Annotated in this window: 17 protein-coding genes; 11 read left to right on the top strand and 6 right to left on the bottom strand. The window is 52.9% G+C overall.

What is annotated here, in order from left to right; all coding sequences use genetic code 11:
• The first annotated feature begins 140 nt into the window (after positions 1-140).
• From QKW35_RS19250 to QKW35_RS19225, 6 genes are all read left to right on the top strand, one after another.
• Complete coding sequence (locus tag QKW35_RS19250; RefSeq protein ID WP_282355759.1) at positions 141-2129, top strand: TonB-dependent receptor plug domain-containing protein; 1989 nt, start codon at positions 141-143, stop codon at positions 2127-2129.
• Positions 2126-2740 (top strand): YfiR family protein, encoded by a 615-nt coding sequence (locus QKW35_RS19245; RefSeq protein WP_282355757.1) that lies wholly within the window; start codon positions 2126-2128, stop codon positions 2738-2740. Before QKW35_RS19250 ends, QKW35_RS19245 begins: the two co-directional genes overlap by 4 nt.
• A 4-nt stretch (positions 2741-2744) precedes the next feature.
• Complete coding sequence (locus QKW35_RS19240) at positions 2745-4832, top strand: putative bifunctional diguanylate cyclase/phosphodiesterase (RefSeq protein WP_282355756.1); 2088 nt, start codon at positions 2745-2747, stop codon at positions 4830-4832.
• 160 nt (positions 4833-4992) lie between these two features.
• A complete protein-coding gene (locus QKW35_RS19235) occupies positions 4993-5247 on the top strand; it encodes a hypothetical protein (RefSeq protein ID WP_282355753.1) in 255 nt (84 codons plus the stop codon).
• Between the two features lie 196 nt (positions 5248-5443).
• Positions 5444-6160, top strand: a complete 717-nt coding sequence (locus QKW35_RS19230; RefSeq protein WP_282355751.1) for an Mpv17/PMP22 family protein — start codon at positions 5444-5446, stop codon at positions 6158-6160.
• A gap of 125 nt (positions 6161-6285) precedes the next feature.
• Entirely contained in the window at positions 6286-7509 is a 1224-nt protein-coding gene (locus QKW35_RS19225) for an EAL and HDOD domain-containing protein (protein ID WP_282355748.1), read from the top strand.
• 20 nt (positions 7510-7529) lie between these two features.
• Here QKW35_RS19225 and QKW35_RS19220 read toward each other — a convergent pair whose 3' ends face one another.
• Positions 7530-8144 carry a LysE family translocator gene (locus tag QKW35_RS19220; protein ID WP_282355745.1) on the bottom strand — a complete coding sequence of 205 codons (615 nt, stop codon included), beginning with the start codon at positions 8142-8144 and terminating at the stop codon, positions 7530-7532.
• A 109-nt stretch (positions 8145-8253) separates the two neighbouring features.
• Between QKW35_RS19220 and QKW35_RS19215 the strand changes: the two genes are divergently transcribed.
• Together QKW35_RS19215 and QKW35_RS19210 are read left to right on the top strand one after the other, a co-directional pair.
• Positions 8254-9198, top strand: coding sequence for a LysR family transcriptional regulator (locus tag QKW35_RS19215; RefSeq protein ID WP_282355743.1), 945 nt, complete (start codon positions 8254-8256; stop codon positions 9196-9198).
• Between the two features lie 139 nt (positions 9199-9337).
• Positions 9338-9943 carry a LysE family translocator gene (locus QKW35_RS19210; RefSeq protein WP_282355742.1) on the top strand — a complete coding sequence of 202 codons (606 nt, stop codon included), beginning with the start codon at positions 9338-9340 and terminating at the stop codon, positions 9941-9943.
• On the opposite strand, the gene QKW35_RS19205 is transcribed toward QKW35_RS19210, so the two are convergent.
• The 4 genes from QKW35_RS19205 to QKW35_RS19190 all read right to left on the bottom strand — a co-directional run bounded on the left by QKW35_RS19205 (position 9924) and on the right by QKW35_RS19190 (position 15642).
• On the bottom strand, positions 9924-11156 hold the full coding sequence (locus QKW35_RS19205; protein WP_282355741.1) for a sigma-70 family RNA polymerase sigma factor: 1233 nt from the start codon (positions 11154-11156) through the stop codon (positions 9924-9926). The genes QKW35_RS19210 and QKW35_RS19205 overlap by 20 nt on opposite strands.
• A 192-nt stretch (positions 11157-11348) precedes the next feature.
• Complete coding sequence (locus QKW35_RS19200; protein ID WP_282355739.1) at positions 11349-12071, bottom strand: YebC/PmpR family DNA-binding transcriptional regulator; 723 nt, start codon at positions 12069-12071, stop codon at positions 11349-11351.
• A 386-nt stretch (positions 12072-12457) separates the two neighbouring features.
• Entirely contained in the window at positions 12458-14605 is a 2148-nt protein-coding gene (locus tag QKW35_RS19195) for a NosR/NirI family protein (RefSeq protein ID WP_282355738.1), read from the bottom strand.
• 119 nt (positions 14606-14724) lie between these two features.
• A complete protein-coding gene (locus tag QKW35_RS19190) occupies positions 14725-15642 on the bottom strand; it encodes a LysR family transcriptional regulator (protein ID WP_282355735.1) in 918 nt (305 codons plus the stop codon).
• Between the two features lie 242 nt (positions 15643-15884).
• Here QKW35_RS19190 and QKW35_RS19185 point away from each other — a divergent pair, with 242 nt between their 5' ends.
• Together QKW35_RS19185 and QKW35_RS19180 are read left to right on the top strand one after the other, a co-directional pair.
• A complete protein-coding gene (locus tag QKW35_RS19185; protein WP_282355734.1) occupies positions 15885-16454 on the top strand; it encodes a cytochrome b in 570 nt (189 codons plus the stop codon).
• A complete protein-coding gene (locus tag QKW35_RS19180) occupies positions 16451-17029 on the top strand; it encodes a YceI family protein (protein ID WP_282355733.1) in 579 nt (192 codons plus the stop codon). The genes QKW35_RS19185 and QKW35_RS19180 overlap by 4 nt, the downstream gene beginning before the upstream one ends.
• Positions 17030-17466: 437 nt before the next feature.
• Here QKW35_RS19180 and QKW35_RS19175 read toward each other — a convergent pair whose 3' ends face one another.
• Positions 17467-20268, bottom strand: a complete 2802-nt coding sequence (locus QKW35_RS19175; RefSeq protein ID WP_282355731.1) for a cation-translocating P-type ATPase — start codon at positions 20266-20268, stop codon at positions 17467-17469.
• A gap of 247 nt (positions 20269-20515) precedes the next feature.
• Between QKW35_RS19175 and QKW35_RS19170 the strand changes: the two genes are divergently transcribed.
• A complete protein-coding gene (locus QKW35_RS19170; RefSeq protein WP_282355729.1) occupies positions 20516-21730 on the top strand; it encodes a bifunctional alpha/beta hydrolase/OsmC family protein in 1215 nt (404 codons plus the stop codon).
• Positions 21731-21761: the final 31 nt, after the last annotated feature.

Here is a 21761-nt window from a genome sequence, read left to right as displayed (position 1 = left end):
AAACCTGTTAACGAGCACCGGCTTGTTTAGGTTCACATATAGAAAAGTCAGATTTCGCGAACAACCGCTAATTCACTTTTCTAAGAAATACTCGATACCGTCAGGCAACTTAAATAATAAAAAATGCCAAAGGTGAACACTTGCAGTACCAAACGTCACCCATCAGTACGTTAGCTTTGGCCGGCACTTTGCTGGCTATCTCATTTCCGGTAGTAGCGACTTCAGTCGACAGCGACGACTTCTCTACGATGTCGCTCAAAGAGCTGGTTGCGATGGATGTGTTTAAATCAGCATCCTTAGTCCCTACGCAAACCAGCAAAGCGCCGGGCACCCTATACACGTTCAGTCGAAACGACTTTAAACGTTTTGGCGTACGTCGCCTGGAAGACCTGATGGCTTTTGTGCCCGGCTTGCAGCTCAACCAGTACCGCAAGCGTCACCGCTCTGTCTGGTCCCGGGGGCTCTTGGATCGTTACAACGACAAGATGGTGCTGATGGTCGATGGCGTGCGTATGCAGCACCTCTATTACGGCCACTTCTCGCTGGGCGACAATCTGCCCCTGGAATATATCGAGAAGGTTGAGGTGATTCTTGGACCGGCCTCAAGTCTTTATGGCGCCAACGCCTTTGGTGGCATTATCTCCATCACTACACGTGACTTTGCCGAGCAGGCCAACTGGGAAACCACCCTGGAAGCGGGTGATAATCATCGCGGCAAAGGCACCCTGTTTTATAACTCACCAACCTTCCAGGCATTTGGCAGTTATATTGATCAGGACGCCCCATTTCGCAAAGACCGTAAAAGTTTTATCGGTGGCGATGTACTGCAACCGCTGGACGAGGATTACACCAATCTTCAGCTTAAGGCGATGCCGATAGAGGGCCTGACCCTGGCGCTGGGTTACAACAGCAACGAAACACCGTTTCTGTTTATTCCCCCTACGCAGGATGCATTTGTTAAAGAACGTAACCTGACACTGTCAGCCTCTTATAACCATGGTTCGCTGGATACCGGCCGTCTGGAAAGCACGTTGTACTACCGGGACAACAAAGCCCGCGAATACGAGATCGAGCAGAATACCCGCACCTTGGGGTATCAGGAATATCAAAACGCCACCATGGCAGGCGCTTCGGCAACCGGACTTAAACGCTGGCAGGATCATGTTTTCGCTGCTGGCGTGAGCTGGCAATATGAAGAGGCCGAGCGTACGGACTTCGAACGCTTCTTCCACTACCGCGATGGCTTTCTAAACCCAACGGTTAAGGGCAACCTATTAAACACCCCTGGTATCGCAAACAACAACTTTGCAATGTTTCTGCAGGATGTTTGGGAGATCAATCCCGACTTAAACCTGACACTGGGTGGACGGTACGACTACTTCGATCAGTTCGACGGATACTTTAACTACCGTGCCGCCTTGGTTCATACGCCGGATGCCCACCAAACCTGGAAAGCACAATACGGAACGGCGATCCGTACACCCACGTTCCGTGAAAACCTGAAGGTACTGGAAGGTACAACATTCCAGCCACCCGAAGTTGATGCGGAAGAGATCCATCTGCTGGAACTGGGTTATCTCTACCAATGGGATGAAGCCAACCTCAGTTTCACCCTGTTCCGCAGTCATCTACACGACTTTATTCACGAAGTGCCCACACCGGACGATGCAGACGAATACTTCGCCAACAGCGATGATACCTACAAAATACGCGGCGCAGATGCGTTGTTTAACGCACGTCCTGCCGATGATCTGAACCTGCGCCTGGGGCTGTCTTACCTTCAGGCGGATACCGTAGACGGTGAACTGCCTTACCTCGCGACCTGGAGCGGCAGCCTGAAACTGGATTACAACTACCGCTCGGATCATACAGTCGGCTTCTCCGTCGTCTATAACGATGCGAGGCCCGACAGCAACAGCTTTGATGAAGACAAAGCCAAAACCTATTTTATCGCCAACCTGTTTGGTTTTGGTCAGATAACACCGGAGATAAGTTACTACTTCGGCATCGACAACCTGTTTGATGAAAAGGTCTTTGATCCAGCTGCGGACTTCGGCTCTCAGTTCAACAACGAACGAAGCGATCGGGAGATCTGGCTGCGCATCAAGTGGGAAAGCAGCGCTTTATGAGACTGACCTTATCTCAGAAAGGCGGCGTTAGGGGACCACATACACGCATTAACAGCAGCTATATGCTTGTGGTGTTTGCTACTTTGCTGCTGGCACTACAGCCCGGTACCAGCCATGCAGCCTCTAATGGCTACAAGCGAAACCTGATCAAGACCGCATTCGTATTCAATATCGCCAAGTTTGTTACCTGGCCCGATGATATACACGTATTAAGGCCACAAACCCTGCGTATCTGCTTCTATCGTAAGGACTTCCTGCAACGGGCGTTCAGCTCTATCGAAGGCAAGCGGGTCCGTAAACGTCTGGTTGAGAGCCAGACGATTGAGCACGCGAATGACAGTGCGGCCTGTGATGTTGTGCTGGTCCCACAATCTCAACTCGCTCGCTTTGAAGATGAATCTGCCCCGCAGGCAGAGCACCCGACACTGGTGATCGCAGATCTGACCTCGATGCGCACCAGCCCCCGCGCTTTCCGGGGTGTCACGATGAACCTGGTGCGTCAGGGCAAATCGATCGGCTTCGAAGTCAACCTGAGCGACGTGAAACAACGCGGTTTATCCATGAGTTCCGAGCTGTTGAAGCTAGCTCGCATTATCAACACAGAGCATTGAAAAGATGAGTATCAACCGACAATCACTGCGCAAAAAGCTGATGTTGCTCCTGATGATCGTCAGTTGCTCGGTATTGTCGTTGGTGACCCTGGGTTTTGCGATCAGTGACTGGATCAGCTCCCGCGATGACATCTACGATCGCATGCGTGCGCAAGCCAGCATTATTGGTCAGAACAGTGTCGCGGCACTGACATTCTCCGATCCGGAAGCGGCAGAACGAACCCTGATTACGTTAAGAAACACCCATGACATAGTCGGAGCGGTTCTTTTTGACAACAATCAGCAACCCTTCTCCAGCTACCGCCGCGACAATGCCAAGCTGCCGATCGCACCGCAGGCAACCAGCGAAGGCTCTCTGGCGGGCACCCTTTTCGTACAAATACCTATAGAGCTGGACGGTGAGCAGATCGGCAGCATTGTTCTGCTCTCAGAATTGGGTAACTGGCAGCAACAACAGCTACACAGGATGACCATCGTATTTGGCCTGTTCCTGTTCTCACTGCTGGTCGCGATGGTCCTTTCAAACGTAGGACAACAGATCGTTACCCGCCCCATCCTGAGCCTGGCTCGCACTGCACGCCGTATTACCGATACCCGGAACTATGACCTGCGTGCGGAGAAGCTTTCCAATGACGAAATAGGCAGTCTGGCCGACGACTTCAACCAGATGCTTGATCAGATCCAGCAGACGGAGAAGGAATTACGTGACGCCCAATGCCAGTTGGAAGACAAGGTAAACGAGCGCACCTCCGAACTGCTGGCGCTAACTGAACAGCTGGAGCATCAGGCGTTCCATGACACGCTTACAGGCCTTGCTAACCGTGCGACCTTCGACACTAACTTGCAGGCGGCGATCAACTATGCCAGCCGCAGGGAACTGAAGTTAACGGTCATGTTTCTGGACCTGGACCGTTTCAAAAGCATTAACGACACCCTCGGTCATGCAGTCGGCGACAAGCTGCTGATTGAGATGGCTGACCGCCTGCGTCAGTGCCTGCGCCAAAGTGACACCCTCGCGCGGCTGGGTGGGGACGAGTTCGCCCTGTTGCTGCCCGACAGCTCACCCAATGCCGCTGCCGAAGTGGCCACTAAGGTGATTGAAGCGGTAAAACATCCGATCCATGTGAAGGGCTACAATCTGCAGGTGACCACCAGTATTGGCATCAGCATCTTCCCTGATAACGGCGCAGATGCTTCCACCATACTGAAAAACGCCGACACGGCTATGTACAGTTCGAAAGAAGCCGGACGCAACCAGTTCAGCTTCTTCAGCCCGGAGATGAACGCCATTACCGAGCGTCGGCTGCTTCTGGAAAACAAACTGCGCCGCGCAATCAGCGATAACCGTTTCACCATCCATTACCAACCGAAGTGGAACGTGCACAACGGCGAAATGGTGGGCGTGGAAGCACTGGTTCGCTGGTTTGACGACGAGGAAGGCTTTATCTCGCCGGAGGAATTTATCCCGCTGGCGGAAGACTGCGGTTTGGTCAGCACCATCGACGACTGGGTTTGCAAAAATGCCTGCCTACAGATTCAATCACTGTTTGCTCAGGGCGCCCCCACCATCAGCCTGTCGGTGAACCTTTCACCGACCCAGGTGATGCATAAAGATATCTACAACCGCATCAGCACCATTCTCACCGAGACCGGTTTCCCTGGGCATCGCCTGGAACTGGAAGTGACCGAAGCGATGCTGTCAGCGGAAGTGGAGCATCTGCAAGACGATCTGGATCAGTTACGTCCACTAGGCGTGGAAGTCTCCATCGATGATTTTGGTACCGGCTATTCGTCATTGAGCCGTCTGAAGAACTTACCGATCAACACCCTGAAGATTGACCGTTCGTTTATAAATGACATCGGTCAGGACAGCGGTGATGAAGTGATTATCCGCACCATCATCGATATGGCGCACAACCTCAATCTACGCGTGGTTGCCGAAGGCATCGAAACAGAAGAGCAACATGAATTTGTCCGCCGCTATAACTGCGACATGGTGCAGGGTTACCTATTCAGTCGTCCAGTACCTCTGGATGAGTTGGCGCAGTTACTGGCCGAATCCGAGCGCCATCACACGGTGAACTCATACTAAAATCGACCACCGCGTATACAAATAGCCAAACCGGCCTGGATTGCTACGGGTTAAAATAGCGCATCGAAATAACTCCGGCTTGCGCCAGGACGGGTACCCACAGCTGAATACAACAAAGAGCCTCCCCACTCCTTCAGCCCTGCTTCTAGCAGGCATTGCTATGGCAAGCCCACTGGCACTGAATGCCTTTATCCCCGCGATGCCCGATGTGGCACAGAGCCTGGATCAACCAATCAGCACCATCCAGCTGACCTTCACTCTGCTGGACCTTTGGTACTACACCACCCTGTTTTTGCCGATGGCGTTGCTCACCTTTGGCCGTGGTATGAGTCAGCCCAATGCCCAACTGGCGGCGATCAGTAGCTCTTCCGGCACCGCCGAAACCGCATCGGGCCTGATGGATTTATCCAGCTGATTACCGGTGCTGCCGTGGCCCAGAGCATTCCTTTCCTTATGGACACAAGTGTTGTGCTGCTGATCGCCTTTATCTTTATAGCCCCAGTTCTATCATGGTTAGCTCACCAATTCGCAATCACCCGAACCGAATCGCCGTAGGGACATGGCGCTTAACCCGTAGCGCCTGAAACCCAACCTCTAGAATGTGAGTGCCTGTGCTAAAGCGATCTGATCTGTTTTTTTTGCTGTTCTCTGTCCTGTTGTTTTCACCTCTGATCTGGGTCGAGAACCCCGCACAGCTATTGAAAGCCACCAATCACAGCTACCCGTTGCTAGCGAGCTTTATTAAGTTCGCGGTGTTGGCGACCTATGGCGAGCTGTTGGGGGCACGTATCGTCAGCGGCCACTACCCCCTGGCGACCTTTGGCATCCTGCCTAAAGCAGTGGTCTGGGGCGTATTCGGCATCTTTATCAAACTCTGTTTTGTGATCTATGTGAACGGCGTACCGATGGCATTGGCCCTACTGGGAATGGACCAGGCTGCGTCAGCCCTGCAGGGCCCCGTGTCTGTACAGATGCTGATCGTAGCGTTTGCCATCAGCCTGTCGATGAACCTAACCTTCGGCGTGTGGTTGATGACCGCGCACAAAATAACCGATCTGCATATCGCGGCACATCAGGGCAAACTGGTAGCGCTGGTCCATCCGATCCAGATCGGTCAGATCCTGGCGGCGATGAACTGGCAACGCCTGTGGTCTTTCGTACTAAAGAAAACCATTCCACTTTTCTGGATCCCCTGTCACACCCTCACCTTTATGCTGCCCAGTGAGTACCGTGTGCTGTTTGCAGCATTCCTCGGCATCATTCTCGGATTGATACTGGCGGTTGGAAGTCGCCATAAAACGCCAGAAAACAGTACTTCGGCTGTGTAAAAGACAACCTCTGGTTTGTTTAAATCAAGTTTTCGGCCAACAGGCACGGGCTGCAAAAACGAATGGTTGCTCCGGATATGGAACGATGCTTGAATGTCCTAAATCCAGGGCATGACGAGTGACACATGGAAGACGCTTCCACCAATATCCTGATGGCGCGACAGCCAATCTTCGACCGCGAGCTGAGGGTCGTAGCGCATGAGCTCCTCTATCGTTCGTCGGGAAACCGGACAGCCGCTAACGTATTTGACGGTAACCAGGCAACCTGCGATGTCCTGATCAATCACTTCACCAGTATTTTTGATCGTGGAAACCAAAGTCAGGTACCGGTATTTATCAACCTGACCGAAGACTTGTTGAGCGGCAATAGCCTGCCCGCCTTCGACAATAAGCAGGTCGTACTTGAGGTACTGGAGGATGTTACAGTCACCGACGAGGTAATCACCGCAGTTCGCCATCTGGTATCTGCCGGTTACCGAATCGCCCTTGACGATTTCGAATACAGCCCTGCCCACGCCCCTCTGCTTCACCTCGCGCATATCGTCAAGGTGGACCTGACCATTACCCGCGGTGATGACCTGGCCACACTGGTCAAGCAGTTACAGCCATTTAAGGTGACCCTGCTGGCCGAGAAGATCGAAACCGAAGAGGAGTTTCAGACCTGTGTAGACCTTGGTTTCAAGCTGTTCCAGGGCTATTTCCTCTCTCGCCCACAGGTGATTGAAGGCCGCAAGATCTCAGATAATGAACTGGTTCTGATTGAGCTGCTGGCCGCACTGGATGATCCAGGCACCTCACCACAGCATATTGAAGGGATCATCGCGCGTGATCCACGCCTGACGCTGAAGCTGCTGCGCATCGTCAACTCGTCCCGTTATGCGCTGGTGCAGAAGGTTGAAAGTCTGGCCCAAGCAATTGTGATGATCGGTTTTGCCGAGATCAAGAAGTGGGCAACGCTGATTTCCCTGTCGAGCAACAGCAACAAACCATCTGAACTGACACTGCAAACCCTGACCACGGCTTACATGTGTGAGCGGGTTGCGCAGCGCAGCGCCGACATCAATGCCAGCTCGGCATTTTTAGTGGGTATGCTTTCCACGGTGCATGCGATGCTGGGAATCAGCAAAGAGGTACTGCTGGAACGACTGCCGATGAGCGATGAAATCGTTGCCGCCCTCACCGATCGCAGCGGTGTCCTCGGCCATGTATTGGCTAACGCAGAACATTACATGGCGGGTGAGTGGGACACACTTTCGCAGAATATCGATCTGTCACTTTATCGCGAAGCATATGAAAGCGGTGCAATTCAGGCGACCGAAAGCCTGCAACAGATGTCAGGACTCAAATAGATACACCACATACAACTAAATCAGGATAACGTCACCACGCGGGCCGACAAGCCAATCAGAATGCCGCCGGTAATCCGGTCGATCCACCGCGTATGTTTTTGCAGATAGGTCAGGACCTTGGAGTGGGAGAACACCAACGCCACCAGCAGATACCACAACCCATCAATACCACCTGCCGTCATCATCATGATTAGCTGATCGGAGAGCGTCTGCTCGGCAGAGACAAACTGAGAGAACAGTGCGATAAAAAACAGCGCCAGCTTTGGGTTCAGCAGCGAGATCATCAAACCATCTAGACCCGCTTTCCACCGAGACACGTGCTCGGTCTCACCAACGTTCAATACACTGTCACCCTTCGCGGTGAGTGCCTTGTATCCCAGCCATGCCAGATACCCTGCGCCCCCCCAGGTGATCACCTTAAACAGGATTGGCGACTGCGCAATCAGGATTGCGAGGCCCATTACCGTCAGCAGTGCCCACAGCGCTACACCAGCGGCATGGCATATCGCTGCAGCAATACCGTGCTGACGGGAGTTGGTCACCGTATGACGCAATACAACCGCCAGACTTGGGCCGGGAGTTAAGGCGCCTAGAATGCAGATTGCTACGATGGAGAGCCAGGTTGCTAATGTCACAGCACTGTCCTTTTCTTGAGATCTTCATAAATCTGCGATCCATTATGAGGACCACCTCCACACCGGGGTAATACTTTATCGTTATGACCCAAGCTGATACGCTTGCGGCATGGAACTTTCGCAGATAAATCTTAACCTCCTGCTGTCACTTTACCACCTGTTGCGCACCCACAGCGTGACCCAGGCGGCGGAAAGCGCCCACATCAGCCAGCCTGCCATGAGTCGTAACCTGGCGCAGTTGCGCGATATCTTTGCCGATCCCCTGATGGTGCGGGTGGGCAACGAAATGCACCTGACACCCCGCGGTGAAAACGTATGGCAGCAACTGCCGCCGATGCTGAACCAACTGGAAACGCTGTTTATCCCCAACAGCTTTGAGCCGTCCGGCTATCAGGGCCAGTTCAACGTGGCGTCCACCGACTATGTGACTCAGGAACTGGCGCCGGACTTCCTGGCGGAGCTACAAACCAATGCCCCCGGCATCGGTATCCACTTCCACCTGTGGAAGCCCTCGATGATGGACAGTTTACGTCAGGGGCGTCTGGACCTGGCGTGCTGCTATCTGGATGAGGTTCCCGATGACATCTACGGCCGCCAGGTCGGATCAGACGGTTTCTGCTGCCTGATGAGCCAGCACCACCCGTTGGCAGGGAAGGAAACCCTGTCGCTGGACGACTTTATGGCCGCCGAACATCTGGCCGTGACCGGCGGTGGCGATAAGATCCGTGCGGTGGACAATGCCCTCTCTCGCCTGAATTTGCAGCGAGAGCTGAAGGTCACCGTCCCCTTCATCAACTCCGCACTTGCCATCACGGCGCGGTCCAACTACCTGCTCACCCTGCCGCAACATATCGCCAACGACCTGGGCAGCCGTTACAACCTGCTCTACCGTTCGTTGCCATCTGAACTGGAGGTGGGACGCAGCGCCTACTACATGATCTGGCATCACCGGATGAAGGCAGATCCCGCCCACCGGTACCTGCGCGAGACCCTGTACAGCGTGATTCGCACCGGTGCCCCGCATATTCCCTACAACGATCAAACCGGAATTTAATTGTCTGCAATAAATCAAGAGATTATATCAAACCAGGTTATATCAAATTTGATATAACCCCTATCCCGAATAGTCATTGGAGCTGATCAGCGCTGCGCCCTACACTGCCCGCAAATCACTTAAGTTTGGACGTAGTACGATGGGCGAATGGCTGTTATTGGTGGGTATCTGTTTTGTGGGCGCGATGGTTCCGGGGGCCAATACGGCTCTGGTACTGCGTCGCACACTGGCAGGCGACCGCAAAGGCGCCTTTATCACCGTCTCAGGCCTTTCCCTCGGTCTGGCGAGTCACGTCGTTGCCTCCATGCTGGGCATCACTGCGCTGATCAGCGAAACACCGGCACTGTATGATGCGATCCGCTGGTTGGGCAGCGCCTACCTGGTGTACATGGGTGCCACCTACCTGCTCACCCGTGGCGGCAATGACGCAAAAACTGAGGGTAACACCCACCTTTCCCTGAGCAATCCGTTTTTGAGTGGCCTGATGGTCAGCCTGCTGAACCCGAAGCTGCTGCTGATGTTTATCGCGCTGTTCAGTCAAATCATTGATGCCGCACACGGCTGGCAGATGATGACCCTGTACGGCGCAACACCGCTTGTGACTGAAGCGCTGTGGCTCAGCCTCATCATTCTGTTGCTGTCCCGCCCTACTATTCAGAACCGGATGAACAAGATTCGCAAAGGGTTGGAACGGATGATTGGTGGCGGTCTGGTACTGCTGGGGATCAAAGTAGGTTTGGGCTAACCAAGCCTTCTACCTCTTCACGCAATTTGGTGAGTCCGGCCTTCTGCAGTTGCCGGGTTCGCTCTACACTCACCCGCAGCTGATCCGCCACCTCCTGCAACGTGTGCTCGCGACGACAGTCGATGCCAAAGCGCAATCGTAACACCAGAAACTCCTTTTTACTTAAACGTTCAGCACATCGCTCAACCAACCTGCGCAACTGCTGCTGGTGTGCTGACGCAGAGACATCTTCTCCGTTATCCGGCAGATCAAATTCCAGATCGTCACTTTCCACATTCTGTAGTGGCTGATTGAGGGACAAGCTGGATCTGGGAAGCGCCCGGATACGCTCCAATGTAGCAACACCGATACCGGTTTCTTCGCTGAGCCAAGCCAAGCTTGCCTGTTTTCTGAAGCGATTGATGTGCACCGTTTCCGCCCTGCAAATCTTCGCCAGCTTCTCTTGCAGATAGCTCGGCCGGGATATCAAATGGTATCGCTTCTGCAAGGCCGCTTTGATCACGTTCTGGATGCAGAGCATGGCATAAGTCGAGAAACGGAAACCACGGTGGAAGTTGAAGCGATCCACCGCAGTAATCAACCCCACATTGCCTTCCTGAATCAGGTCATCAAAGGTGACTCCCGTGTGGCGAAACTTCATCGCCACCTGATACACCAAACGCAGATTGCGCTGCACCAACTCGTTTCGCAGATCAAAATAGCGCTGCAAGCCACGTTTCGGATACGGTGCCCGAGGGTAGGCATCGGGCTTTTCAATTAACGCCACCAGCTTATGGCGGCCAACCGACAATGCTGTAACCAGCGCGGCCAGATTCCATGCAAGAGTTTCCGCCACGGGTGCCCCACGCATATCCAAATGCTCCATTACCCGCAACGTGTCTATCAGGGTAACCACCAGATTTTCTACATACTCCGGTGTTTCAGACAGCCCCCATTTTTTCGCAGCCAGACTGTTCCGTCCCTGATGCAATGCCAGATACTCTTCCAACACTGCTTCCAGGCTGTTCAATCCCCACTCCGAATCAATCAGATAAACCAGCATCTGAGTCAGTCGATGGTTGATCTTGCGGCCCAACACCTGCTCTTCCTTGGCAGTCAACAGATCAATACTGCTCAGCTGCTGACTGTAAATATCAAGCGCACCGGCTTCCTGAATACGGTGGATAGCCGGGGAGAAACCCTCTTTGCAGATTGAAAGATCGGCAGACTTCATCACAGAGTGCACCTGGTTGTGGGACATCTCTGTTACGCAATCGTCGGACAATCAGATTGGACGCCCAACATTCAGATGCAACACTACTTCGGGGCGAATAGAACACACAGGATAAGAAAACAAAAAACCCGCCGGACCAACTCCTTGCAGAGTCCGTCGGGCGGGTTTTCTTAAGCGTTAATCTGTTATGGATTAAGCTTCGATCTCAGCGTTGTGGTAAACCTGCTGTACATCGTCACAGTCGTTCAGCATCTCCAGGAAACGCTCGAATACTGGCACATCGTCACCGCTCAGTGGCGTGTGAGTCTGGGGGATGAAGGTGATCTCTTCAATTTCGTACTCGAGATCCGGGTACGCTTCAGCCAGTGCAGTTTTTGCTTTGAAGAACTCGGTGTGCGGCGCCAGTACAGTCAGCATACCGTCTTCGTTTTCGATATCTGCAACGTCCACGTCCGCCATCATCAGTGCTTCCAACACGCCCTCTTCGTCATCGCTCTTGAAGACAAAGATCGCCTGGTGGTCGAACATGTGGGATACGGAACCCGGAGTCCCCATCTTCGCTTTCGCTTTGTTAAAGCAGATGCGCACATCACCGATGGTACGGTTGTTGTTGTCGGTCAGACAGTCCACGATCACCATGCAACCGCCAGGACCAAAGCCTTCGTAACGTGCTGGGTGGTAGTCTTCGCCACCACCACCCTGCGCTTTTTCCAGTGCACGGTCGACAACGTGACTCGGTACTTGATCTTTTTTGGCTTTTTCGATCAAACGACGCAGTGCCAGGTTGCCATCCGGATCAACGCCGCCGTTCTTAGCGCATACGTAGATCTCTTTACCGTACTTGGAATTAACCTTTACACGGGCACCCTGGGTTTTAGCCATGCTGGCCTTGCGGACTTCAAAACTTCTTCCCATTCGGAATCACTCTTAAACCTGATGTTAAGTGGAATGCCATAGATTTTAATCGGATCAGAAAAAAATATCAGGGTTGAAAATAAATTAGATAGGGGTGATTGTGCACTTCATTGCGTTAAATGTGCCTTTCGTACAGGATTTGACCACAAAAAAGGCCGTCCAAAGGACGGCCAATAGCCAATCACACAGCGATGCGCGCATCGACAGACGATATCCGGGGTGACAACAGAACCGGATGGTGATCGGCGAGACCAATCTGTATCCGACCACCACCCTGCTCCACCAGAGCACAATTAAAGGGGCAAATTCATAGCGGTGAATTCCGCGGAGTATTCACCCGTCGCAGTCGCAGAGCGCCACTACAAGAGCTTCGTAAAAGCCCGCGACTACGCAACCTGCTTTACGGCGATCCGTCTGGATTTCCGTTGCTTCTGCTGGGACAGCTCAATCGCACACTGATCCGCGTTGTTCAGAATCACGATGCACTCCAGACACTGGACACACTCGTCGTAATCGATCGAGCCATCACGATTGATCGAGTCGATCTCACAGCGCACCTTGCACAGCTTGCACGGTGCGCCGCACTCCTTCCTTCGTTGAAGCCACTTAAACACGCTGAAGCGTCCCAGAATTGCCAGGCCAGCCCCCAACGGGCAGAGGTAGCGACAGAAGAACTTATGGATATATAACCCCGCCGCCAGCAACAGCGCCGTATACACAACAAAGGGCCAGCTGCGCACAAATGCCATTGTCACTGCTGTTTTGAAGGGCTCAATCTCAGCCAACTGCTCGGCCACGCTGAGTGAATAAAACGCACTGCCCACGAGCACAACCAGCACCAGATATTTGATTTTCTGCAGGAGTTGGTGGCGCTGTTCAGCAATCTTTAGCTGACGGATCTTGAGTAGTTTGGCGGCCTTCGAGGTCAACTCTTGCATTACACCAAATGGGCAGAGCCAGCCGCAAAACAATCCCCTCCCCCAGAGGAACAAGCTGATAAAGACATAGGTCCAGAGCAAAAAGATGATCGGGTCGAGCAGGAAGATGGTGATATCAAAACCATCAACCAGCGCCAGCAGTAAGGTGTAGATGTTAACCACCGACAGCTGCCCCTGGGTGTAGAATCCCACAAAACCCAGGGTGAACAGCAGAAATCCCCAGCGGAAGCGGTGGAACCAGGTGCTGTGCCGGGTCATTCGGTGTTGCCAGATAAACAGCCCCGTCAGGATAACAAGCGCGATCATCAACACTGAAATATCAACAACCCGATCCTTCCAGATCCTCAACCACAGCGGATCAGGTGCAGCGACCTCAGCCACTTCCACCTTCTCAAACAGATACTCCGGTAACACATAGCTGTCGCTGAAGCTGGCCTGATCCCTGATCAGGTGGTTACGGTTCACATCCAGGTTGAAGTTCAGGTTCAGTGGTTGTGCCGGGTCAAAGCCCGCCTGCTCTTTGATGCGGAAGATATGCGCATGTTCAAGGTAAGGACCCTGCGCCGACTGAAATCCGCTGTCATCGAGAAAATCCGTATCGCGAATATCCACCGGCAAGCCGTTCTGGCTCATCCCCACGCGCGTCGGTACCGTACCCGGCCGGAAGTCTTCCTCCACGTAGGGATACGGCCCGTTGGAGGCTACCAGCAGCAGGTGTTCACCGGGCTTACGACTGGCCATCAGACGGGTGTACTCGTCTACACCCAGCAGGTTCTGCCCGATGGAGGGTGGGTTGAGGTACGCATAATACAGATCGCTGAACAGCAGGCGCCCATCCTCACCACGAACCGGTGTGATCTCCAGATCCGGGTAGGTCGCGAGGGATTCACCCAGGCCCTTTTCTACGTCCTCTGTCGCCAAGGACCAACGCCTAACCCAATCTCGTTGATGTAACTGTTGCCAGTCCAGCGCCTCATACAGGTCCAGCCTTACACGGGACGGCTCTGCCTGCTCAAAGCCCTCCAGTTTGGCCCGCGCCACCTTCAACGCAACGGAGAGCAGGATGTCGTTGATCACCAGCACCGATACAGTCGCCTTGGTAACGCCGTCGATGTACACCGTACCGTTGCTGCTCTCGTCGGCACTGGCAGCACGCCGGCTGTCTACTATGATGCGCTCCTTTACAGAACGCCCCGTGTACTGGTAAATAAAATCGAACATCGGACCTTCACCCAGACCGTGCATAAAGATCGGTTCGTGGTGATTAAGCACATGCACGCCGACAAACTTGCCCTGGGTATCGATACCGACCAGCAGATCAATGGGATCACCGGAAAAACCCGGCAGGTTGCTCAGATCGGTACTGCGAAAGGCATAACCTAAAAGCTCATTGAGCTGGTAGACGGGGACGACTGGCGGGTTTTGCTCCGGCTCACCAAGCCGGGTCACCTTGGGGAAAATGGCTTGGATTGATGCCTTCATGTTGTCCGGTAACGGTTTTTCCATTGCCGCTGCTGGCTGGGAGGACATCATAACCAGCAGAACCGCGGCCCAAAATGCAGTTGTTAACAGGAACTGCCTGACCCAATTACACATCAAAAACACCTTCTTTCTCACCCTATGTTCCATTAAGGGTTAGAAAGAAGGTGTCTGTAAGTGCCCGGAACGATGATTCGATCAGTACTTTAGTGCTGACACCTTAGTGCCATTTACTCTTAGTTAGACGGAAAGAGTTGGGAAATCTTCTGCCGTACCCAGATACACATCGGATCGTGATGATGGCGTTCATGCCAATAGAGATAAAAGCGAATGTCGGACTTTGGTATCCCTTTCGGCAGCGGTCGCCTCACCAGCCGCCGGTCTTTGCAAACGTGCTCGGCCAGGCGCTCCGGTAGAGCAAAGACCAGATCAGTATCCTCACAGAAATCCGCAACGGACATAAAACTGGAAAGCCGTAATGACAAACGACGGCTAAGCCCCATGGATTTCAGTACCTCATCCATCCAGCCAGGCCCTTTGCCGGTAATCGACACCATCCCATGCCGGGAGTGCACGTAGCTCTCCAGCGTCATGTCCTTCGCGAGTGGGTTGTTCTGGTCCATGACACAGACCGAATTCATCCGATCGATTACCGTGCGGTGAAACTGGTCGACAGCAAAGTCCGGCGCCAGACCGGTCAGGCTGAAATGCACATCCCCCTGATCCAACATGCCAAAGTGATCCGCCGTTTGCGGGACTAACTCGATCTTCAGGTTGGGCGCCTCGGCGTGTAACGCTTTGGTTAGCTTGGGAATATACAGCGCCACCTCCAGATCCAATCCGGTCAGGCGCAAGGTGTCGGTTGCGCTCGACGGATCAAACACCTGCGGTTGAATCAGGCTACCTGCTTCCTGCAACAGGCCATTCAGCCGGGGCAGAATCTCCCCAGCCCGCTGGCTCAGGTCGTAACCGTTACGGGTCCTGACCAGCAACTGATCATCAAACATATCCCTCAATCGCTGCAGCGCCCGGCTGACTGCAGGCTGGCTCATCGCTAACCTTTCAGCCGTTCGGGACACGTGCTTCTCTTGCAGCAACACCTGCAGTACCACCAGCAAATTAAGATCGACCGAACGAAGATTCACTTCACGCATAATAAAAATACAACTCATGCATTAGACTGATTAATGATGAGTGATTAGAGTAAGTTTCACAATCCAATTGATATGCTTCTGCAAGAAAGCTTTAAAAAACAAAGTCATATCAATATAACGCAAGTGATAATCGCTTTTATTTATTTATAATTTCGCAACAGTGCGTTCGAAAGTTTGAGTGGCACCTCAACCGATCGAATTTGTCACAAAGCGAAATAAACCAACTGAGGTTTGAAACCTGGATGGCACTGAACAAACGCATCCTGAATGACAAGCACAACTACGGCTGGGGATTTATCGCAATCCACTGGCTGATGGCGCTGTCGATTATCGGCCTGTACCCCCTGGGCCTCTATATTGAAAGTCTGAGCTATTACGATCCCGAATACCGCACCGTACCGCATATACACAAAAGTATCGGCATCCTGGTGATGTTTGCACTGGCTTTACGCCTGGTTTGGCGTACCGCCAACCGCACACCGGACGAGCTTCCGCAGCCTAAACCGCTGGCTCTAACCACCAAAGTGGTGCATCTGCTGTTATATATATTGATGGTCGTATCATTGGTATCGGGTTATATGATCTCTACCGCAGACGGTCGTCCGATTGATGTATTTGGTTGGTTTAGCGTGCCAGCATTTGCAACTGGTATCGAAAACCAGGAAGACATTGCCGGTGCGATTCACTGGTACTCCACAACCGCATTAATTGTGCTGGCAGGGCTACATGCGCTGGCGGCCTTGAAACACCATTTCATAAACAAAGACACCACCTTAACGCGTATTTTTGGAATTAAGCAGGAAACCCCATGAAAAAGACTCTGATCTCTGGCCTGGCGCTGGCAGGCCTGCTGGCAACCACCGCTTCTGTTCAGGCAGCTGACTACGTAATTGACACCAAAGGCGCACACGCGTCCATCAACTTCCGCATCAATCACCTGGGTACAAGCTGGTTGCTGGGTCGTTTCAACGATTTCAAAGGTGATTTCTCTTACGATTCCGCTAACCCGGACGCGTCTGTGGTTAACGTAGAGATCGATACTAAGTCTATCGATTCCAACCACGCTGAGCGTGACAAGCACCTGCGCGGCGAAGACTTCCTGAACGTTAAGGAGTACCCGACAGCATCTTTCGCTTCCACAGGTTTCAAGTCCAATGGCAACGGCACTGCTGAGCTGACCGGTGACCTGACGCTGCACGGTGTAACCAAATCCATCACTATCGACGTTTCCAAAGTTGGCGAAGGTAAAGATCCATGGGGCGGCTACCGCGCTGGTTTCGAAGGTACTACCGAGCTAAAACTGAAAGACTTCGGCATCAACTATAATTTGGGGCCACTGTCTGAAACTGTATACATGGACCTGCACGTAGAAGGTATCCGCCAATAATACCCATACCTAACAGTTAGTAATCCTCGTCCATGACGGAACGTAAAAGGCCACTTCAGCTGAAGTGGCCTTTTTTGATCATTCGGGTTACCCCCTGGCATCCCAACTAACTCAGAAACCTCAAGCACCCCGTTGATCTCCAGGAACGGACAACGCTTAGCCATGGCCGGTGCCAACTCCATCGAGTCTGTTTCGACAATGGTGAAGCCATACATCGCGGTTGTACCGCCGTCCGTCACCGAACCGTCGGGATGCACAACACGTGTGCCTTTTAGGGGATTCGCCGGACTGACCGCCACGTAAGTGATCATGTATTGAGGCACCGCGGCTTCCCCCACTGTGTACTTAGTTAACGGTAACCATAGACGCCAACTACGCATTAAGCGAAGTTGCGCCACGCAATCACGCCACGGATATGACTTACCCACTGTCTTAGATCAGCCAGTGGGAGGGCGGTCATCCCCTGTACGGCACTGAGTGAACAGAGGCTTCCGTTTCTCCCAGTAAAGCTTGTGCAACTCATCCACCACAATCAGTACCAGCGCCACTGAAAGTGATGTAGACCAGCTTTCCAGTGTCACCGGTTCTACTTGCAGCACATCGCTCAAGCCCGGAGTATAAAGTGCAGCAATATGGACTGATTGAGCAGCCAGCATTCCGAACAGTAGAAAGGGATTACCAAAGAAATTCTGTTTAAAAATCGATTTGGTTTCCGAACGACTGTTAAGCACATGTACGTTTTCAAACAACACCATTAGAAGCAGGGTCATATTTCGTGCTGTTTCCACCGCCACTCCGTTGTGGAGCTGCCAGGCAAAGACCGTAAATGCCAATCCACCCATGACAACTGCATTTACAAAAACACGCTCCAGCATCAAGCGGTTGAATATCGTCTCTTTTGGTGGCCGCGGTGGCCGACGTAACTCGTCACCCTCCTCGGGCTCAAATGCCAACGCCACATCCTGTATGCCATTTGTGACCAGGTTCAACCACAACAACTGTATCGGAAACAGCGGTATCGGCAGCATAAAGACAACACTGAGAATAAACAGGGTGATCTCTGCCGCGCCGGTAGAAATCAACAGGAAAATCACTTTACGGATATTGCTGTAGACAAGCCTGCCTTGCTTGATCCCCTGCACTATTGAAGCAAAGTTATCATCCGTGATGATCAATTCCGCGCTTTCCCGCGCCACATCCGTGCCACGTTTACCCATTGCGATCCCTACATGCGCATGGCGTAAGGCCGGTGCATCGTTAACACCGTCGCCAGTAACCGCCACGAAGTGACCATTGCGAATAAGCTGCTGAACGATCTGCAGTTTCTGCGAAGGTTCAATACGCGCAAACACCCTAGAGGAGTTCACCAACGTCTGCATGGCTGTACTTGGTTTTCCCTGTTCCTGAAGCGTTTCATCCCGCTCGATTGCTCGCCTTACATCATCACCGGTCACAGGTACACTCCCGGCATCAGCGATATTGAGTTCCTGTGCCAATGCGAGCGCGGTTTGGGGATGGTCACCGGTAATCATTGCCACATCTATATTGGAAAGACGACACTGCTCAACTGCGGCATAGGCCTCCGGTCGCAAAGGATCGATCATTCCAATCAATCCCAGAAAATGCAGTCCTTTCAGCACCGCCAATAGGTCTGTGTTCCCAACATCGACCTCACCTGAAGCGCATGCCAACACCCGGAAACCTTTGCGCGCCATCGCCAGCATCTGGTGTTCTATTCGCACTTCCCAAGGTTCTGGTCGCACCGGGTCTCTACGGCACATCATCAATACCTTCTCAGCACTGCCCTTCACGTGAATGATCAACTTGCCTTCAACCCGATTCAGGCTGGCACTGAAAGCGTTTTCCGATTCATACGGGATACGTTGTAATTCCGGATAGAGATGCTCGACCTGCTGGTGATCAAAGCCAAGTTTTGATGACAAAACAAGAAAAGCCAGATCCACACCATCACCGCTGGCCACCCACTCTCCTTGATGCAGCACCAGACTTGCTTCGTTAGCCAACATGCCACACCGCACCAGGTTGGCCAGATCCTTATCGGCATCAGGAGGCAGGAGGGCCCGCTCACCGCCACTCAAGCAGTGGAGTTCACCATGCATATCCAATCCTTCACCACTCACGCTGTAACGACGCTCATCCGGTAAAATAATTAGCTTGACCGTCATCTCATTCACCGTGAGAGTACCGGTCTTGTCAGACGCGATATATGTACAGGAGCCAAGCGACTCCACCGCAATCAGTCGACGCACGATGACACTGGCCCGGGCCATCCGACGCATCCCAATCGCCAATGCAACCGTAATCGCCGCAGGCAATCCTTCCGGTATTGCGGACACAGCCAGAGCCACCCCCAACAGAAACACTTCCTGTAGATCTGCACCGCGCAACAGCGTAATGACAAACAATAAAGCGATGACCACCAAAATGCCGTAGGAGATACGCAACGTAAAACGCTCAATCCGCTTGAGGAGAGGAGGTTTGATATGGTCAGATTCGGTCACTTCTGCAGCAATCTGGCCAATCTCCGAACGCACTCCCGTAGCAATCACCTCCCCCAAAGCACGCCCGTGGGTCACGATAGTACCGGCAAAAGCACAATCCTTACGCTCCGCGAGAGGGCTGTCATCACCCGAACAGACACCCGACTGCTTTGATGCGGCAAGTGATTCACCCGTTAGTAAGGACTCGTCGACGAGCAAATCATGACATTCAATGAGCCTCAGATCTGCCGCCACCCGATCCCCGGTGATCAGAAATACAATATCACCTGGCACGAGCTCTGCTGCTTCCACTTTTTGAGTAATACCGTCCCTGAGTACCGAAGCATACTGGGGCACCATCTTGTTCAGGGCGACTGCGGCCCGTTGCGCCGAGTACTCCTGAACCGTGCCGATTGATGCATTAATCAACAAAACAAAGAGAATAAAGACAGCATTGAGCTGCTGGTTGAGTATTAAGGAAACTAGCGCCGCTGCCAGCAATACGTAGATGAAAGGACTATTGAACTGGTGCAGGAAGATCAACAATGGGCTTTCACCGGTGGATTCCGGTAATTGATTAGGCCCGTAGAGGGCATACCGCCGTCTAGCTTCTTGAGAAGACAAGCCCTGTGAACTTGCAGGACGGTCCGAGTTTGGGCGTGTCCTATCATGCATATCCGCAATACCTCTGAAGTCTCCCTGAAACCGATATAGCCTCGCTCGCCTCAGGCTATCCATAAGGGCATGATTGAGACACGGCCGGAAGAAAGCGATAGAAAACGGAACTTTCCAACGATCACTGCTGACAAGGCTAAAATTACGAGATACACCCTGTGACCAGTCTTCCATATAGACTAGGTAGGATAAGGGGGTTATGCAAAAACACCCGATGGATCTGACGAATCGCTTTAGCGGGTGGATAAGCTGAGTGGCTGATAATCCTTTATTGATAAATACTGACCCGAACCCCACCAGAGGGATTACTATGAAAACCGAACGACTAGAATTTACCGGCTTTGATGGCTCAATCCTGGCTGCACGTCTTGATCTTCCGGTGGGTAAGCCTGCAGCTTATGCGCTGTTCGCACACTGTTTTACCTGTTCCAAGGACATACCGGCGGCACGACGTATTGCCCAGCGCTTGGCCTCGCTGGGTATCGCGGTGCTGCGCTTCGATTTCACCGGTTTGGGACACTCCGGTGGTGAGTTTGCCAATACTGGTTTCAGCTCCAATATCCAGGATCTGTTGCAGGCGGTGGCGTTCCTGCGGGACCAGTATGAAGCGCCGCAATTGCTGATCGGCCACTCGCTTGGTGGCGCGGCAATTCTGGCGGCCGCAGGCTCGGTGCCGGAAGCTAAGGCCGTGGTCACGATTGGCGCCCCGGCCGAGCCGGAACATGTATTGCACAACATCTCCGACCATATTGATGAGATTTATATTGAAGGTGAAGCAGAGGTGTTGCTGGCAGGAAGACCATTCACCATCAAAGAACAGTTTATTGAGGATATCTGCGGTGCCACACTTACCGATGCCGTTTCCAACCTAAGGAAAGCACTGCTGGTGATGCATGCCCCGCTGGATGAAACAGTAGAACTCGATAACGCCGCGAAACTGTTCCAGATGGCCAAACATCCCAAAAGCTTTATCACCCTAGATTCGGCGGACCACCTGCTAAGCCGCACAGAAGACGCAGAATATGCCGCAGAGATGATATCTGCTTGGGTGCAACGTTATATCGACGTAACGCTGCTGCCAAAATTGATGAATGCGCCAGAGGGGATCACCCGTGTGAGCGAGGCGGATGCCGACAGTTTTACCCAGGATATCAGCGCTGCAGGCCATCACTTGATTGCAGATGAACCGGCCAGTTACGGCGGCAGCTATCTTGGCCCGACCCCCTACCAGCTGATGGCGGCAGGGCTTGGCGCATGCACATCCATGACCATCCGCATGTATGCCCGCCAGAAGCAACTGCCATTAGAGCATGTGCAGGTTGATGTAAGCCACAACAAGGTACATGCCGAAGACTGTAAGAGCTGCGGCCAGAATGGTGGCAAGATTGATCGCTTTGAACGTCGCATTACCCTGACGGGTGATTTGGCCGACGAACAACGCACTCGTTTATTGGAGATTGCCGATCGCTGCCCGGTTCACCGCACCCTGGCAGGCGAAATCGAGATCAGTACGAAGTTGGTGTAATCAAACAGGGCAGCACAATCATCTTCGATGA

This window comes from Pontibacterium granulatum, assembly GCF_029961155.1.
GTDB classification, from domain to species: domain Bacteria; phylum Pseudomonadota; class Gammaproteobacteria; order Pseudomonadales; family Balneatricaceae; genus Pontibacterium; species Pontibacterium granulatum.
The sequence above is the reverse complement of the archived record's forward strand: the minus strand, read 5'-3'. Positions and strand labels throughout refer to the sequence as shown.

Bases quoted from the DNA above. Each gene is read 5' to 3' on its own strand.
- QKW35_RS19245 (WP_282355757.1), top strand. From the start codon at position 2,126: ATGAGACTGACCTTATCTCAGAAAGGCGGCGTTAGGGGACCACATACA.
- QKW35_RS19240 (WP_282355756.1), top strand. From the start codon at position 2,745: ATGAGTATCAACCGACAATCACTGCGCAAAAAGCTGATGTTGCTCCTG.
- QKW35_RS19235 (WP_282355753.1), top strand. From the start codon at position 4,993: ATGGCAAGCCCACTGGCACTGAATGCCTTTATCCCCGCGATGCCCGAT.
- QKW35_RS19225 (WP_282355748.1), top strand. From the start codon at position 6,286: ATGGAAGACGCTTCCACCAATATCCTGATGGCGCGACAGCCAATCTTC.
- QKW35_RS19215 (WP_282355743.1), top strand. From the start codon at position 8,254: ATGGAACTTTCGCAGATAAATCTTAACCTCCTGCTGTCACTTTACCAC.
- QKW35_RS19210 (WP_282355742.1), top strand. From the start codon at position 9,338: ATGGGCGAATGGCTGTTATTGGTGGGTATCTGTTTTGTGGGCGCGATG.
- QKW35_RS19205 (WP_282355741.1), bottom strand. From the start codon at position 11,156: ATGAAGTCTGCCGATCTTTCAATCTGCAAAGAGGGTTTCTCCCCGGCT.
- QKW35_RS19200 (WP_282355739.1), bottom strand. From the start codon at position 12,071: ATGGGAAGAAGTTTTGAAGTCCGCAAGGCCAGCATGGCTAAAACCCAG.
- QKW35_RS19195 (WP_282355738.1), bottom strand. From the start codon at position 14,605: ATGTGTAATTGGGTCAGGCAGTTCCTGTTAACAACTGCATTTTGGGCC.
- QKW35_RS19190 (WP_282355735.1), bottom strand. From the start codon at position 15,642: ATGCGTGAAGTGAATCTTCGTTCGGTCGATCTTAATTTGCTGGTGGTA.
- QKW35_RS19185 (WP_282355734.1), top strand. From the start codon at position 15,885: ATGGCACTGAACAAACGCATCCTGAATGACAAGCACAACTACGGCTGG.
- QKW35_RS19180 (WP_282355733.1), top strand. From the start codon at position 16,451: ATGAAAAAGACTCTGATCTCTGGCCTGGCGCTGGCAGGCCTGCTGGCA.
- QKW35_RS19175 (WP_282355731.1), bottom strand. From the start codon at position 20,268: ATGGATAGCCTGAGGCGAGCGAGGCTATATCGGTTTCAGGGAGACTTC.
- QKW35_RS19170 (WP_282355729.1), top strand. From the start codon at position 20,516: ATGAAAACCGAACGACTAGAATTTACCGGCTTTGATGGCTCAATCCTG.